The following is a 15,291-nucleotide window of genomic DNA, read 5'->3' on the forward strand; positions in this document are numbered from 1 at the left end:
CGGTGTGTCAACAGAGTTTTCGCGTTCCCTGCTCCGGCCGGAACCGGGAGTGTCACCGAAAGAGAGGGATAGCATGATGGCACGGAGGCCTTCGCCGGGAGAGAGCATTTCCCTGATGCGTATCCACATAAAAGTTGCTATTGTACCTCCTTTGTTGAATCGACCCTCACCCCTGCCCACCTCGATTCGGTGCTGTTTGGGGGGAAAGCAAAAGGAGCAGTAATGCCGCACAGTATAGAACTACCCAGGCCACGCATGACCACCCTCGACAACGGCATCCGCGTGGTCACCCAGAGCATTGCCGGCATGCAGAGCGCCGCCATCGGCATACGCATCGACAGCAGCACCAGGAACGAGCCGGCTGACATGGGGGGGGCGTCCCACTTCATCGAGCACCTGCTCTTCAAGGGGACCGATCGGCGCAGCGCGGACCGGATCATGGAGGAGTTCGACGCCCTGGGCGCCGGCGCCAACGCCTACACCAGCCAGGAAGAGGTCTTCTACTACGCCACCTGCCTCTGCTCCGCCCTCCCGGCCACCTTCGACATCCTGGCCGACCTGTTCGTGAACTCCACCCTGCCGCAGGAGGAGGTGGAAAAGGAGCGGGGCGTGGTGCTGCAGGAGATCTCCATGATCCAGGACAACCCGGGGCGCTACCTGTATCAGCGCTTTCACCAGGGGTTCTGGAAGGATCACCCCATCGGCCAGAGCGTGCTGGGAACGACGGAGTCCATCGCTTCCGTGGGGCGCGACCGCCTGATGGGACACAAGCTTTCCCAGTACGTCGCCAACGCCACCATCGTCTCCGCTGCCGGCAATGTGGAGCATGACCGTATCGTGGAGCTGGTCCAGCGGTTGCTGTGTGAACTGCCTGGCGGCAGTGTACCACGGATCGCGCCCGAGCCGGGATGGCAGCCGTCCATCGGCGTGTATGTCCACAACCCGCGCCCCATGGAGCAGACCCAGTTCTACATGGGCTACCCCATCCCGCCGGCGGGAAACGAGCATCGTCACACCTTGGCCGTGTTCAACCAGATTCTGGGCGGCGGCATGAGCTCGCGCCTGTTCCGGGAGGTCAGGGAGCGCCGTGGCCTGGCCTATGCCGTCTACTCCACCATGGTCTCCTACAGCGACAGCGCCAGCCTGCTGGTTTTTGCCGGCACCGGACCGGAGCGGGCCCAGGAGGCCATCGATGTCTGTCATGGCGAGTTGCTGCGCTTCTGCGGTGAGACGGTCAGTAGTGAGACCTTGGATTCCGCCAGGGAGCAACTGCGCTGCAAACGGCTGATGTCCCTTGATGACTGCGAAACCCAGGTGCGCAGGATCTCCAACTCCCTATCCGTACTGGGGACGCCAGAGCCTATGGAGGATGTACTGCGGGGAATCGCCGCGGTCAGCGCCGAGGATGTGCGCTCCCTGGCGCAGTCGCTGTTTGGAGAGGTCACCCCGAGGGTCGAGTCTGTTGGCCCGGGAGACGGCCCCGGCCTGCCGCGCTGAATTAGCTTTCCTGATTCATTACCGGCTGTTTTGCCAGCGCTGAGGCACCGGAGCCTCCCCCGCTGCAAAAGGAACCCTGGGGCGATTCCCTCTGTTGCCAACGCTGGGTAATCCCCACGCCCCCCTTTTGCAAGGGGGCGAGTTTGCTTCAGTCGAGCGGAAGATTGTTACGAATCTTCCGCTTTCGTTTTTACAAAACTATTACATTGATCCCGTCGGCTCTCCTGCTAAGATGCGCGTGCTTTTTCCGTGCACAATTCATAAGGAGGCTGATCCATGACGCAGCCGTTACAGATTGGAAACTATACCGTGCGCTATCCACTGATCCAGGGGGGCATGGGGGTGCGCATCTCCGCCGGGCGCCTGGCCGGACATGTGGCCAGATGTGGCGGGGTTGGGGTTGTTGCCGCGGCGGGTATCGGCGCCAACAGCAGCTTCTACAATGGAAAGAACTTCTTTTACGCCGACAGCGAGGCGTTCAAGGAGGAGATTCGCAAGGCCTACGAGATCGCCCCGGATGGCATTGTCGGCGTCAACGTGATGGTGGCGTTGGCTGATTACGAGGAGCTGGTCAAGGCGGCGGTGGTTGCCGGAGCAAAGGTGATCATCTGCGGAGCCGGCCTGCCCATGAGCCTGCCGGAGCTGACCGCCGACCATCCCGATGTGGCGCTGGTACCCATCGTCTCCTCCCTGCGGGCGGCCCAGTTGATCACCAAGAAGTGGTTCAAGAGCTATCACCGCCTGCCGGATGCCGTGGTTGTTGAGGACCCGGACACTGCAGGGGGCCATCTGGGCGAGAAGATGGAAAACATCGGAACCGGCGAGTACGACCAGTACGAAACGGTCCGCCAGGTGAAAGAGCTGTTCCGCAGCGAGTATTGCACCGATGTGCCGATCATTGCCGCCGGCGGCATCTGGGACCGTAATGACCTGGAGTATGCCCTGGCCCAGGGGGCAGATGGCGTGCAGATGGCCAGCCGCTTCGTCTGTACCGAGGAGTGTGACGCCGACGACGCCTTCAAGCAGGCTTACCTGGAGTGCGGGAAAGAGGACATCGGTCTGATCATGAGTCCGGCCGGTCTGCCGGGGCGGGTCATTCTGAAGAATTTCGACAATATCCGCGGCTATGATGTTGAAAATCACACCGTCTGCCGCATGGCCTGCCTCAAGAAGTGCACCTACAAGGAGAATGGCGAGCGTTTCTGCATCGTGGGCGCCCTTGACCGGGCCCAGCGCGGCGATACCGACAGCGGCCTGCTCTTCTGTGGCACCAATGCCTGGAAGGCGGACCGCATCACCACTGTCCAGGCCATCTTCGACGAACTGTTCGGGTAGAGCCAGGTACCGCACTCTTTTCATATTCCGGATACAGCCATGGCCCGCGGGAAATTTCCCACGGGCCATGGTCGTTTACGGCTGATATTTGGCTTGACCCTTGCCGCGGTAAGATGCTATATCAAGAATACTTGATGTAACAAAATGACAAGAATTGATATATTCCATGCTCACACTTCTCAAATCCTTGGCTGACCCCTGCCGTCTCCGTCTGGTGGACCTGCTGCTGCGCGGCGAGTTCACCGTACAGGAACTGACCCGCATGCTCGGTATGGGGCAGTCGCGCATCTCGCGGCACCTCAAGATCCTGACCGAGGCGGGGGTGCTGAACGTCAAGCGCCAGGGGACCTGGAGCTACTATCGGGCCGGGGAGGGAAACCCGCTCTTCGCTGCCATGCTGCCGGCTCTGGAACAGGGGCTGGCGCGGCTTCCCGAACGGGAGGATGATCTGGCCGCGCTGGCTCGGATCCTGGAGGAACGGCGCAGCCGCAGCCAGCAGTTCTTCGACCGTAACGCCTTGCAGTGGGACGACCTGTGCCGGGCGCTGCTGCCGGTGTCCGACTATCTGGAGCGTCTGCTGGCTGCCGTTCCGGACAAAGTTCCGGTTCTGGAGGTGGGGGTCGGGACCGGGAGCCTGCTGCTGGAACTGGCAACAGGTGCCCGGCAGGTGATCGGCGTGGACCACTCCCCGGCCATGCTGGAGGAGGCCCGCCGCCGGGTGGAGGCGGCCGGACTGGAGAAGGTGGAACTGCGCCTGGGAGAGATGACCCACCTGCCGCTCCCCAACGAAAGCGTCGGCTGCGTCGTGGTCAACATGGTGCTGCACCACGCCCCTGACCCGCCTGCGGTGCTGCGGGAGATCAGGAGGGTCCTGGCTCCCGACGGCCTGCTGCTTGTGGCCGACCTGACCCGCCATGAACGGGAATGGGTGCGGGAACAGCTGGCTGACCAGTGGCTCGGTTTCGAGGAGGATGAGCTGCGGGTGTGGCTTCAATCGGCCGGATTCGCAGCGACCACAATGGAACGGATTGCCCCTGCAGCTGGCAGGGAAGGGGTGCTGCTGGTGCGGGGAGCTATAGGTAAGATTTCAGCCTGAAAAACGAATCAACAAGGCCTGACAATGAGTGTCACTGGCCGTCGATCATGTGCGGGTTTCTAACTCCGACTTTAGAGACAACAGAGGAGAATCGTTATGAATACCAGAGAAGCATTGCAACAAGAAGTGGATAAGTTCCCCTACTGGTATCACAGAATAGAACTACCATTTGGCATCGTAACACCTGGTTGGGCTCCTATCAATGCAGCCGCATACGGTATCCCGCAGTCACTGCACGACAAGCGTATATTGGATATTGGAGCCTGGGACGGATACTGGACATTCGAGGCGTTAAAACGTGGCGCTGCACAGGTTGTTGCCATCGACGATTTTTCAGACTACTTGGGAACTCTTGATCAGTCTCAAAGAGTGGCTTGGAAAACTTTTGATTTTTGCAGAGATGCATTGGGATATGCCATTCAACGCTGCCCACGTATTGACATGTCGGTCTATGACCTGAATGTGGAAAGGCACGGGCTTTTTGACACTGTATTCTTTTTTGGAACGCTCTATCATCTTCGCTACCCGCTTCTCGCACTGGACAAGATTTCGTCGGTATGTCGAGGCGAAATCTATGTTGAATCTGCTATCCTTGACGACTTCAGTCCCTATCATGGTGGACTTGGGCACGGTCTTAAAAACAGTGTGGCAATGGAATTTTACCCTGAAAATCAGTATGCAAACAACAATTCAAACTGGTGGGTACCGACCTTAGCCTGTCTCGCCCAAATGGTTCGTGCGGCAGGTTTTGACGATGTGACCGGGTGGAAATTGACCGAGAACCCTAATAACCTGAGTATGTGCAGGGGGTTTGTAAAAGGTAGAAAAACAAAGTCCTCGTATTGATTGCAGATACGTTAGTCGCTACGAAAAACCATATAATGTAAAAGGAGAAATACTGAAATGTCAGAATATGATTACGTCGTCAAGGATATGTCCCTGGCCCAGTGGGGCCGCAAGGAAATGATCATCGCCGAGACCGAGATGCCGGGACTCATGGCCATCCGCCAGGAGTTTGCCAAGACGCAGCCGCTGAAAGGGGCGCGCATCGCCGGCTCCCTGCACATGACCATCCAGACCGCCATGCTGATCGAGACGCTGACCGCGCTGGGGGCCGAGGTGCGCTGGGCATCCTGCAACATCTTCTCCACCCAGGACCATGCCGCAGCCGCCATCGCGGCGGCAGGCATCCCGGTCTTCGCCCACAAGGGGGAGACCCTGGAGGAGTACTGGGAGTACACCCACAAGATCTTTGAATGGCACGACGGCGGCAGCCCGAACATGATCCTGGATGACGGCGGCGATGCCACCCTGCTCTTGCACCTGGGGAGCGATGCCGAGAGCAACCCGGCTGTTATCGACAATCCCAGCTGCGAAGAGGAGCAGGCCCTGTTCGGCGCCATCAAGAAACGTCTGGCCGAGCAGCCGGGCTGGTACTCCCGAACCGCCGCAACCATCAGGGGGGTCACCGAGGAGACCACCACCGGCGTGCACCGGCTGTACGAGATGCACCGGAAGGGGACGCTCAAGTTCCCGGCCATAAACGTCAACGACTCGGTCACCAAGTCCAAGTTCGACAACATCTACGGCTGCCGCGAATCGCTCATGGACGGCATCAAGCGCGCAACCGACGTGATGGTGGCCGGCAAGGTGGCCGTGATCTGCGGCTACGGCGACGTGGGCAAGGGGTGCGCCCAAGCTATGCGCGGACTCCAGGCCCAGGTCTGGGTGACCGAGATCGACCCGATCTGCGCCCTCCAGGCGGCAATGGAAGGGTACAAGGTAGTCACCATGGAGTATGCCTGCGACAAGGCCGACATCTTCGTCACCACCACCGGCAACATCGACGTGATCACCCACGACCACATGAAGGCCATGAAGCACAACGCCATCGTCTGCAACATCGGCCACTTCGACAACGAGATCGAGGTTGCCAAGCTGAAAGCGTACCACTGGGAGAATATCAAGCCCCAGGTGGACCACATCATCTTCCCGGACGGCAAGCGCATCATATTGCTGGCCGAGGGGCGCCTGGTCAACCTGGGCTGCGCCACCGGCCATCCCTCCTTTGTCATGTCCTCCTCCTTTGCCAACCAGACCCTGGCCCAGATCGAGCTGTTCTGCAACCCGGGCAAATACCCGCTCGGCGTCCATACCCTGCCCAAGGAGCTGGACGAGAAGGTAGCCCGCCTGCAGCTCAAGAACCTGGGCGCCATGCTGACCGAACTGAACGATGCCCAGGCCGCCTACATCGGCGTCAAAAAGGAAGGTCCGTACAAGAGCGACCACTACCGCTACTGAGTGGCTTTATCCGAGGCTAATGAAAAAAGGGGGGCGGCATCATGAGATGCCGCCCCCCTTTTTGTTCATACCGATTCCAGCCAGATCGAGTCTGGCTATACCTGGAACCTCCTCACCAGGTCCTGCAGGTCTACGGAGAGCTGGGAGAGGCTGGAAGAGGACTGGGATATGTCCTGGGCGCCCTTGGCGGTCATATCCACGACTTCCGAAATCTGCTGAATGTTGTTGGATATCTCGCGGGTGGTGGCGGTTTGCTCTTCAGCCGCCGTGGCGATCTGGCTGATCTGGGTGGTTACTTCGTTGATCTTTTCCAGGATCTCCTCCAGGGCCTGGCCGGAGCGGGCCGCTTCCACCGTTCCCTGTTCCACCTCCTGGACCCCCTCCTCCATGGACGATACGGCGCACCTGGTTTCGTTCTGGATGTTCTTGATCATCTCGCCGATCTCGCGGGTGGCCCGCGTGGTCCGTTCGGCAAGGGCCCTGACTTCGTCGGCGACAACCGCGAAGCCGCGTCCCTGCTCGCCTGCCCTTGCTGCCTCGATGGCGGCGTTGAGGGCCAGCAGGTTGGTCTGATCGGCAATGTCCTGGATGGTGGCCACGATCTCGCCGATCTGGTCGGAGCGGACGCCCAGCTGCTCGACCACCGTAGCTGAACCGCGCACCTTTTCGGCTATACGGCTCATGCCGTCAACCGTGCTCCTGACGATGTCGGCGCCTGCCTGGGCCGTCCTGCTGGCCTGGTTGGAACTTTCGGCGGCGCGATGGCAGTTGTTGGCGATGTCCATGCTGGTGGCCGACATCTCTTCGCTGGCAGTCGCCACGGTATTTGCCTGACTGACCACCTCGTGGGACGCACTGGCCATCTGATCGGCGCTGCTGTTCAGCTCTACCGACGCCGAGGCCACATCCTGGGAGCTCCTGTTGACCTTGTCCATGACCTGCCGCAACTGCTCCACCATCTGGCGCATGGCCTCATACACGCCCCCCTTGCCCTGCTCGAAGCGGTAGGTCAGATCGCCCTCCGCCACCTGACGGGTGATTTCTTCAAGCTGTACCGGTTCTGTGCCGATGTGACGCAGCAGGCGGCGGGTGACCATGAGCGAGACAAACGCTATGATAACCGCCAGGACGAGGGTGACCCCTACGATCAGGTAGATCCCCTGACGGAGGTTCTTCTTGCTCTCTTCCGCGGCCTTGGCCACCAGACCTTCCAGGTCGTCCACATAGTTGCCGGTGCCGATCACCCAGCCGAAAGGCTTGAATTCCAGGGAGTAGCCGCGCTTGGGGGAGGGGGCTGTCTCCCCCTGTTTGGGGAACCAGTAGTCGGTGAAGCCGCCGCCCGGCTGTTTCCCCTTCTCGATCAGCTCGCGGATCATGTACGTGCCCTTCTTGTCCTGGAGATCGATCCTGCTCGTGCCCTCGGATGGCTTGCCCAGCAGCACCACATTGATGCCCTCGGTCGTGTCTGCCCAGAAGTACCCCTCCTTTCCGTAGCGCAGTTCGCGCAGCAGGTCGGCGCCCAGCTTCCTGGCCTGCTCGGGGGAGAGTTCACCCTTCTGCTGCCGCTCATACACGGCCTGGAGCATGCTCACCGCCGTATCGACCTCGCTTCGGGCCTGGCTGTCGAAATCGCTGAACAGGGATGCGCGATACATGTCGATGAAGCGGGTGTACGACCCCACATACTCCCTCAGGGCGATCAACGAGGTCAGCGAGGCCAGGCCGATGCTGCACACGAGTACCATCAAGAGGATCTTGTTCCCGAATCCCAACCCCTTACCTGAAACAGCCATATCATCCTCCTTGTGCAGTTGATTTTAAATCAGTGCGTTCCGCGACACACAGACCCCCTTAGTATAGCAGCAGTGGGGAGAATGGCAGGAAATGGGCAGCGTGCGGTGAAGGCGCGGCTCCCGTTCCCAGGCCATTCTCATGCTTGACAAGCGCGGTAATATGGGGTTTTGTGGCGAGGACGAAGGATATCTTTCGGATACTAACCGCAAAAACTTGAGCAAGAACGTGAAAAAGGAGCGGCGATGCGCTATTACGGATTCCTGCTTGGACTGACCCTGCTGCAGCTCTCGGCCTGCTCGGCTGGCCCCTCGCTTCCCCCTCTGCCGGCTGACGGAGTCGTGCTGGCCTACGGCGACAGCCTGACCTTTGGGACCGGTGCCGGGCCGGACCAGAGCTATCCCGCCGTCCTGTCGCGGCTGATCGGGCGGCGGGTGGTGAATGCCGGCATACCGGGAGAGGTTTCGGCCGAAGGGTTGCGGCGCCTGCCGGCAACCCTGGAAACGGTGAAGCCGTCGCTGGTGATCCTCTGCCATGGCGCCAACGACCTGATGCAGGGGCTGGACCAAAAACGGACGGCCGACAACCTGAGGGCCATGCTGGCAATGATACGGGAACGGGGTGCTTCCGCAGTGCTGGTGAGCGTGCCGGCCATCGGCCTGTCGCTGGAGCCGCCCCCTTTCTATGACCAGGTTGCCGAAGAGGCGGGTATACCAATCGAACGGAAGGTTCTTCCCCGCATCATCGCCAAACCGTCGCTCAAGTCCGACATCGTCCATCCCAACGCCGCCGGCTATCGTGCCATGGCCGAGGCGTTTTCTGATCTGCTGCGCAAGCACGGGGTCCTGCCCTGAGCGGTGGGGCAGGGATGAAGCGCTCTTTGCTTGACAAAACAGGCACCTGCCTATAAATTAAACAGTCTTATTTCGCCGGAACGGCTCGGTTGAATATCCGCCGATCAAACATATTACGGAAAACGGGAGGAGTAACCCATCATGGCTGAAAAATACATCTTTACATCCGAGTCGGTATCCGAAGGGCATCCCGACAAGGTTGCCGACCAGATCTCCGATGCGGTGCTGGATGCGATCCTGGAGCAGGACACCAGTGCCCGCGTCGCATGTGAAACCATGGTGACCACCGGCATGGTGGTCGTTGCCGGCGAGATAACCACATCCGCCAACATCGATTTTCCCGCCACCATTCGTCAGACCGTCAAGGAGATCGGCTATAACGATTCCGCCATGGGTTTCGACTACGAGACCTGTGCCGTGCTGACCTCCATCGACAAGCAGTCTCCCGACATCTCCCAGGGGGTCACCGAGGGGGACGGCCTGTACAAGGAGCAGGGGGCAGGCGACCAGGGGTTGATGTTCGGCTATGCCTGCAACGAGACTCCCGAACTGATGCCCATGCCGATCCAGCTCTCCCACCAGTTGGTGAAGAAACTGGCCGATGTGCGCAAGTCCGGGCAGTTGAGCTTTCTCCGTCCCGATTCCAAATCCCAGGTGTCGGTTGAGTACTTGAACGACAAGCCGGCCCGCATCGACACCGTGGTGATCTCCACCCAGCACGCCCCGGACGTGACCCACAAACAGATCGAGGAGCAGGTCATCGAAGAGGTGGTCAAGAAGGTCATCCCGGCCGAGCTCTTGGACAGCGCCACCCGCTACTTCATCAACCCCACCGGCCGTTTCGTGGTCGGCGGCCCCATGGGCGACTGCGGCCTGACCGGCCGCAAAATCATCGTCGATACCTATGGCGGCATGGGCCGCCACGGCGGCGGCGCCTTTTCGGGCAAGGACCCATCCAAGGTGGACCGCTCGGCAGCCTACATGGGGCGCTATGTGGCCAAGAACCTGGTGGCGGCCGGCCTGTGCGACCGCTGCGAGGTGCAGGTGGCCTATGCCATCGGCGTGGCCCAGCCGGTCTCCATCATGGTGCACACCTTCGGCACCGGCAGGGTCTCGGAAGATCGACTGGCCGAACTGGTGCGCGAGGTGTTCGACATGCGTCCCCGGGCCATCATCGAGCAGCTGGACCTGCTGCGCCCGGTCTACAAGAAAACCGCCGCCTACGGTCATTTCGGTCGGGAACTGCCGGAATTCACCTGGGAGAAGACCGACAAGGCCGCCATCCTCAAGGAAAAAGCCGCTTGCTGAAAGCGCTGACCGTACGCTGAATCCGTATTCCGTTTGACGGAACAGGGCAAGGCCGGGGCGGTTGCATCAACCGCCCTGTTTTTATTACCAAGGAGAAATCATGTCGAAATCGTACAAAATCGCGGTCCTGGCCGGCGACGGCGTCGGTCCCGAGGTTATGGCCGAGGCGCTTAGAGTGCTGGACTGCGTTGAGCAGAAGTATGGCGTCACCTTCCAGCGCACCCCGGCCAATGTGGGGGGCGCGGGCATCGACAACGAGGGCAAGGCGTTGCCGGAGAGCACCGTGAATATCTGCCGGGCGTCGGACGCCATCCTGTTCGGTTCCGTGGGCGGCCCCAAGTGGGAGAACCTGCCGGCTGAAGAGCAGCCCGAGCGGGGCGCGCTTTTGCCGCTGCGCAAGATCTTCGGCCTGTACGCCAACCTGCGGCCGGCCATCATTTTTCCGTCCCTCACCGGCGCCTCGTCCCTGAAGGAAGAGGTGATTGCCGGCGGCTTCAACGTGCTGGTGGTGCGCGAACTCACCGGCGGGATCTACTTCTCCCAGCCCAAGGGGATCGAGGGAGAGGGGCGTGAACGGGTCGGCTTCGACACCCTGCGCTACAGCGTGCCCGAGATCGAGCGCATCACCCACGTGGCCTTCCAGGCCGCCCGGAAGCGGGGCAAGAAGGTCTGCTCCATCGACAAGGCCAACGTGCTCTCATCGTCGGTGCTCTGGCGCGAGATCGTCACCACCATCTCCAAGGAGTACCCGGACGTGGAGCTGTCCCACATGTACGTGGACAACGCTGCCATGCAACTGGTCAAGTGGCCCAAGCAGTTCGACGTGATCCTGTGCGAGAACATGTTCGGCGACATCCTCTCCGATGAGGCGGCCATGCTCACCGGCTCCCTGGGCATGCTCCCCAGCGCCTCCCTGGCCGAGGGCTCCTTCGGCATGTACGAGCCGTCCGGCGGTTCGGCACCGGACATCGCCGGCCAGGGGATTGCAAACCCCATCGCCCAGATTCTCTCCACCGCCATGATGCTCAAGTTCTCCTTCGGCATGCTGGAGGCGGCCGATGCCATCGACAGCGCCGTTGCAACGGTTCTGGAGCAGGGATACCGCACCCATGACATCCATCAGAACAAGCCGGGGGAGAAGCTGGTCAACACGAAAGAGATGGGCGACGCGATTATCGCTGTGCTCTGAGCGCGGCAGAAAAATTCACTTCAGAAAAGGAAGACAAGCAATGAAAGTCGGACTGGTCGGTTGGCGTGGCATGGTTGGCTCGGTACTCCTTCAGCGCATGCGGGAGGAAAACGATTTTGACGGTATTGAACCGCTGTTCTTTACCACCTCCCAGCAGGGTCAGCCGGCCCCCATGGACAGGGGCGTGCTGATCGACGCCCTGAATTTCGAGGAACTGAAGAAACAGGACATCATCGTCACCTGCCAGGGCGGAGGCTATACCACCAAGGCCCACGCCGAACTGCGCCGCCAGGGATGGGATGGCTACTGGATCGATGCCGCCAGCACCCTGCGCATGGAGAGGGATTCGGTGATCGTGCTGGATCCGGTCAATCGCGACGTGATCGACGCCGCCCTGGCCAACGGCCAGAAGGACTTCATCGGCGGCAACTGCACCGTCAGTCTGATGCTGATGGCCCTGGGCGGCCTGTTCCGCGCCGGGCTGGTGGAGTGGGTCTCCTCCATGACCTATCAGGCCGCCTCCGGCGCCGGCGCCCCCAACATGCGTGAGCTCCTGAACCAGATGGGTATGCTCAGGGACTGTGTCGCCGACCAGCTGGCAACCCCCTCCTCGGCCATCCTGGACATCGATTGCCAGGTCACCGCAACCATGCGCGGCGACAGCCTGCCCACCAAGGCATTCGGCTATCCCCTGGCCGGCAACGTGCTTCCCTGGATCGACAGCGAGGTGGAGGACGGCCAGAGCCGCGAGGAGTGGAAGGGATTCGTGGAGACCAACAAGATCCTGGGAACCACCACTCCCATCCCGGTGGACGGCCTCTGCGTGCGGGTCGGTTCCATGCGTTGCCACAGCCAGGCCCTGACCATCAAGCTGAACAGGGACCTGCCCATTGCCGACATTGAAAGCCTGATCGCCCATGACAACCAGTGGGTCGATCTGGTGCCCAACACCAAGGCGGAAAGCCTGTCCCGCCTGACCCCGGCCGCCATTGCCGGTACCCTGACGGTGCCCATCGGCCGGGTACGCAAGATGAAGCAGGGGCCGGAGTACATCTCGGCCTTTACCTGCGGCGATCAGCTCCTCTGGGGAGCCGCCGAGCCTTTGCGCCGCATGCTGCGCATACTGATGGAACGATAGGGAGAACAGAGTATCGTGCCTAAAAAACGTTGGAATATCGCAGTTGTGGGAGTCAGTGGCGTCATTGGCGAACAGCTGCTGGAGTGCCTGGAGGAAGGGGATTTCCCGGTGGGAAACATCCGCTTCCTGTCCGATTCCGCTGAGGCGGGCAAGCTTCTGGAATTCAGGGGCAGGGGAGTGGCGGTGGAGGAGCTGGCCAGCGACTCCTTCGCCGGGACCGACATCGCCTTCTTCTGCACTGCCGTCTCCGAATCCCGTGAGTTCTGCCCCGCGGCCCGCCAGGCCGGGGCGGTCTGCATCGACACCAGCGCTGCCTGGCGCCGGGAGCCGGATGTCCCCCTGGTGGCGCCCGAGGTCAACCCCCAGGACATTTCCGGCTTCGGCGACAGGGGTATCGTCGCCATTCCCGGCGCGATGACGCTCCAGTTGCTGGCAGCGCTCAAGCCGCTGCACGACCGGGGAACCGTCAGGCGCATCGTCGTCTCCACCTACCAGGCGGTTTCCGACAGCGGCAAGGAGGCCATCGACGAACTGCACCACCAGGTGCTGGAACTGCTCAACGGCCGCTCCCCCGACAGCCGGGTCTACCCCCACCGCATCGCCTTCAACTGCATCCCCCAGGTGGGGGAGTTCCTTGAGAGCGGCGTCACGGATGAAGAGCTTGATGTGGCCGCCGAGACCCGCAGGATCCTGGGGGACAGCGTCAGGGTCAGCGCCACCGCGGTGCGCCTGCCGCTCTTCTACGGTCAGGCCGCCTCGGTCAACGTGGAGACCGCCAGCAGGATCGGCGCGGACCAGGCCAGGGAGCTGATCGGCCAATATGCCGCCTGCGAGCTGGTGGATGACCCGGCCGAGCAGAGCTACCCCATGCCGTGCGATGCCGTTGGTCAGGACCTGGTCCAGGTGGGACGCATCCGTGAGGACGACTCCATCGAAAACGGCCTCAACCTGTGGCTGGCGGCCGACAACACCCGGCAGGTCGCCATGGCCAGCCTGCGAGTGGCCGAGCTGCTGGTGGAGAACCTCTTGAAATGACCGGGATAAGCCGGTCCCGGTTCTGAAGGAAGCAGAAAGCGCCTTGTCTCACACGGGCGTTTTTTTTTGTATGTCACCATGGAAATCTCTGCTACCTTTTGTGCCCTGTGGTGGAGACGGAGTTGCCGGCTGGCGGGGTGTGGGAAATCCGGCGGTCTTCCAAATCACCCCTATCTGTGGATATAGCATGTAAGGAGTCATCATGGGTACAAACGGAATTTCCCAGGAAAGCCTGGTCAGTCAGGTTAAGGATATCGTTGCCAGCGATATCGACGACGAGAAGGTCATGATGAGTATCGAAAAGGGAAACTATTACGGGCTCGATCCGGTGGGAAGTCGAGTATGGGAGTTGATGGAGAAGCCCATAAAAGTTTCGGAGCTGATTGGCGCGCTGCTGGGGAGATATGAGGTGGACCGGCAGACCTGCGAGGAGGACGTGCTGGCGTTTCTCCGGGAACTCCATGAAGCCGGGATAGTGCGGATAGAGGGATAGCGCCATGTCGTTGGGGCGTATGGCGGTTGGTTTTCGAAATCACATCCTGCGCCGCGCCTTGCCGCACGGAATCATCAGCTGGCGCTATCTGCTTCCCCGTCCATCGCAGAAAGTGCGTATTCATCGGACGTTATGGCTCAGAGGCAGACATCCGGACCTTCAGATTCCGTTCTTCCTGATTGTCGAGTTTCTGTTGTGGATGCGCTGGGTTTTGTTCTCATGCTGGAGATCCTCCATACGCGCCGTGGCGCATCGGGGCAGGGCTGTTGCCGAACAGGAAGGGATCGGCAGGGTGACGCAACTGGGACACCTTCTGCGGTTGGGGCTTTGTCACTGCATCCCACCTGGTGAGGCTTATGCCTTCCGACTCTATCACCGTGAAGCAAGACGGAATTTCTGGGACTATGTCTTTATCCACGAAGTAAAGGCCTTTCACCGTTGGCGCGGCGCGAGGTCCGGCGAAACGCCGGCGTCTCTGGCCATGCTGCAGGACAAATTCCGCCTCGCCGAATTTCTCGGTGCCCGCGGCGTTCCCATGGCAACGGCTCTGGGGACTGCTCCCCGTGGCGGCGTCTTCGATCCGACACCCTATCTGCAAACTCGCTCCCGGATCTTTTGCAAGCCCAACCGCGGCTCCGCCGGGCGCGACGCCTTTGTCATCAAAAGGCGGGGGGTGGATATCGACATATTCGCGGCGAAAAACGGCGTGATGACGAAGCGTTCCAGTCTTGATTGCCTGAAGAGGGCCATGGCCAGGGACGACTTTCTGATTCAGCCGTTTCTGGAGAATAATCCCGATTTTGCCGGTTTGTGCCCCACGGAGGATGTCGTTACCCTGCGCGTTATTACTGAAATCCATCCGGCGCGCGGCATGGAGTGCTACTGCGCGACCCTGGAGATACCGAATCTATCGAATGGCGCCCTCAAAGGGCATATCATGCTGCCCATCGAAGTGTCGTCCGGCCGGATAGCGTCTTTTCCAGGGCGGTTGCCGCCTGAGATCCAGCTGAACCATGACGCCGTATTTGACCGGATTGGCAATCAAACCGTACCCTTTTGGGACAGCATCATGGAGAGCGCCTTTCGTGCCCATCGGTGCTTTCCCGATATCTACGCCGTTGCCTGGGACTATGTCGTAACACCCGCCGGTCCCGTCATGCTGGAGGGGAACACGGGCTGGGGGGCCACAACGCCCCAGACTATGTACCGTGGTCTTCTGCGTGATGAGACCGGGACAGGATAACCAATCGTTAT

At 60.8% G+C, this 15,291-nt stretch carries 13 protein-coding genes; 12 read left to right on the forward strand and 1 reads right to left on the reverse strand.

Annotated elements, in window-relative coordinates:
- The first annotated feature begins 222 nt into the window (after positions 1–222).
- From PPRO_RS00180 to ahcY, 5 genes are all read left to right on the forward strand, one after another.
- Positions 223–1,497, forward strand: coding sequence for a M16 family metallopeptidase (locus PPRO_RS00180; RefSeq protein WP_011733992.1), 1,275 nt, complete (start codon positions 223–225; stop codon positions 1,495–1,497).
- Between the two features lie 276 nt (positions 1,498–1,773).
- Positions 1,774–2,832, forward strand: a complete 1,059-nt coding sequence (locus tag PPRO_RS00185; RefSeq protein WP_011733993.1) for an NAD(P)H-dependent flavin oxidoreductase — start codon at positions 1,774–1,776, stop codon at positions 2,830–2,832.
- Between the two features lie 166 nt (positions 2,833–2,998).
- A complete protein-coding gene (locus PPRO_RS00190) occupies positions 2,999–3,928 on the forward strand; it encodes an ArsR/SmtB family transcription factor (protein WP_011733994.1) in 930 nt (309 codons plus the stop codon).
- A gap of 96 nt (positions 3,929–4,024) precedes the next feature.
- A complete protein-coding gene (locus PPRO_RS19170; protein ID WP_011733995.1) occupies positions 4,025–4,774 on the forward strand; it encodes a DUF1698 domain-containing protein in 750 nt (249 codons plus the stop codon).
- 57 nt (positions 4,775–4,831) lie between these two features.
- Entirely contained in the window at positions 4,832–6,229 is a 1,398-nt protein-coding gene (gene ahcY / locus PPRO_RS00200; RefSeq protein ID WP_011733996.1) for an adenosylhomocysteinase, read from the forward strand.
- 95 nt (positions 6,230–6,324) lie between these two features.
- Here the strand turns inward: ahcY and PPRO_RS00205 are convergent, their stop codons facing one another.
- Positions 6,325–8,022: a methyl-accepting chemotaxis protein gene (locus tag PPRO_RS00205; protein ID WP_011733997.1), complete on the reverse strand. Its 1,698-nt coding sequence runs from the start codon at positions 8,020–8,022 to the stop codon at positions 6,325–6,327.
- 243 nt (positions 8,023–8,265) lie between these two features.
- Between PPRO_RS00205 and PPRO_RS00210 the strand changes: the two genes are divergently transcribed.
- From PPRO_RS00210 to PPRO_RS00240, 7 genes are all read left to right on the forward strand, one after another.
- Positions 8,266–8,874, forward strand: coding sequence for an arylesterase (locus PPRO_RS00210; RefSeq protein WP_011733998.1), 609 nt, complete (start codon positions 8,266–8,268; stop codon positions 8,872–8,874).
- 141 nt (positions 8,875–9,015) lie between these two features.
- Positions 9,016–10,182 (forward strand): methionine adenosyltransferase, encoded by a 1,167-nt coding sequence (metK, locus tag PPRO_RS00215; RefSeq protein WP_011733999.1) that lies wholly within the window; start codon positions 9,016–9,018, stop codon positions 10,180–10,182.
- Between the two features lie 100 nt (positions 10,183–10,282).
- Positions 10,283–11,371: a 3-isopropylmalate dehydrogenase gene (gene leuB, locus PPRO_RS00220; RefSeq protein WP_011734000.1), complete on the forward strand. Its 1,089-nt coding sequence runs from the start codon at positions 10,283–10,285 to the stop codon at positions 11,369–11,371.
- A gap of 40 nt (positions 11,372–11,411) precedes the next feature.
- Entirely contained in the window at positions 11,412–12,509 is a 1,098-nt protein-coding gene (gene asd / locus PPRO_RS00225) for an aspartate-semialdehyde dehydrogenase (RefSeq protein WP_011734001.1), read from the forward strand.
- A 15-nt stretch (positions 12,510–12,524) separates the two neighbouring features.
- Positions 12,525–13,544, forward strand: coding sequence for an aspartate-semialdehyde dehydrogenase (locus PPRO_RS00230; RefSeq protein WP_011734002.1), 1,020 nt, complete (start codon positions 12,525–12,527; stop codon positions 13,542–13,544).
- A 202-nt stretch (positions 13,545–13,746) separates the two neighbouring features.
- Entirely contained in the window at positions 13,747–14,037 is a 291-nt protein-coding gene (locus PPRO_RS00235; protein ID WP_011734003.1) for a lasso peptide biosynthesis PqqD family chaperone, read from the forward strand.
- Positions 14,038–14,248: 211 nt separating this feature from the next.
- The gene (locus tag PPRO_RS00240) at positions 14,249–15,280 is read left to right on the forward strand and encodes a sugar-transfer associated ATP-grasp domain-containing protein (RefSeq protein ID WP_198138305.1); all 1,032 of its coding nucleotides are present in this window, start codon (positions 14,249–14,251) and stop codon (positions 15,278–15,280) included.
- Positions 15,281–15,291 lie beyond the last annotated feature (11 nt).

The organism is Pelobacter propionicus DSM 2379, from assembly GCF_000015045.1.
Classification (GTDB): domain Bacteria; phylum Desulfobacterota; class Desulfuromonadia; order Geobacterales; family Pseudopelobacteraceae; genus Pseudopelobacter; species Pseudopelobacter propionicus.

Bases quoted from the DNA above. Each gene is read 5' to 3' on its own strand.
- PPRO_RS00180 (WP_011733992.1), top strand. From the start codon at position 223: ATGCCGCACAGTATAGAACTACCCAGGCCACGCATGACCACCCTCGAC.
- PPRO_RS00185 (WP_011733993.1), top strand. From the start codon at position 1,774: ATGACGCAGCCGTTACAGATTGGAAACTATACCGTGCGCTATCCACTG.
- PPRO_RS00190 (WP_011733994.1), top strand. From the start codon at position 2,999: ATGCTCACACTTCTCAAATCCTTGGCTGACCCCTGCCGTCTCCGTCTG.
- PPRO_RS19170 (WP_011733995.1), top strand. From the start codon at position 4,025: ATGAATACCAGAGAAGCATTGCAACAAGAAGTGGATAAGTTCCCCTAC.
- ahcY (WP_011733996.1), top strand. From the start codon at position 4,832: ATGTCAGAATATGATTACGTCGTCAAGGATATGTCCCTGGCCCAGTGG.
- PPRO_RS00205 (WP_011733997.1), bottom strand. From the start codon at position 8,022: ATGGCTGTTTCAGGTAAGGGGTTGGGATTCGGGAACAAGATCCTCTTG.
- PPRO_RS00210 (WP_011733998.1), top strand. From the start codon at position 8,266: ATGCGCTATTACGGATTCCTGCTTGGACTGACCCTGCTGCAGCTCTCG.
- metK (WP_011733999.1), top strand. From the start codon at position 9,016: ATGGCTGAAAAATACATCTTTACATCCGAGTCGGTATCCGAAGGGCAT.
- leuB (WP_011734000.1), top strand. From the start codon at position 10,283: ATGTCGAAATCGTACAAAATCGCGGTCCTGGCCGGCGACGGCGTCGGT.
- asd (WP_011734001.1), top strand. From the start codon at position 11,412: ATGAAAGTCGGACTGGTCGGTTGGCGTGGCATGGTTGGCTCGGTACTC.
- PPRO_RS00235 (WP_011734003.1), top strand. From the start codon at position 13,747: ATGGGTACAAACGGAATTTCCCAGGAAAGCCTGGTCAGTCAGGTTAAG.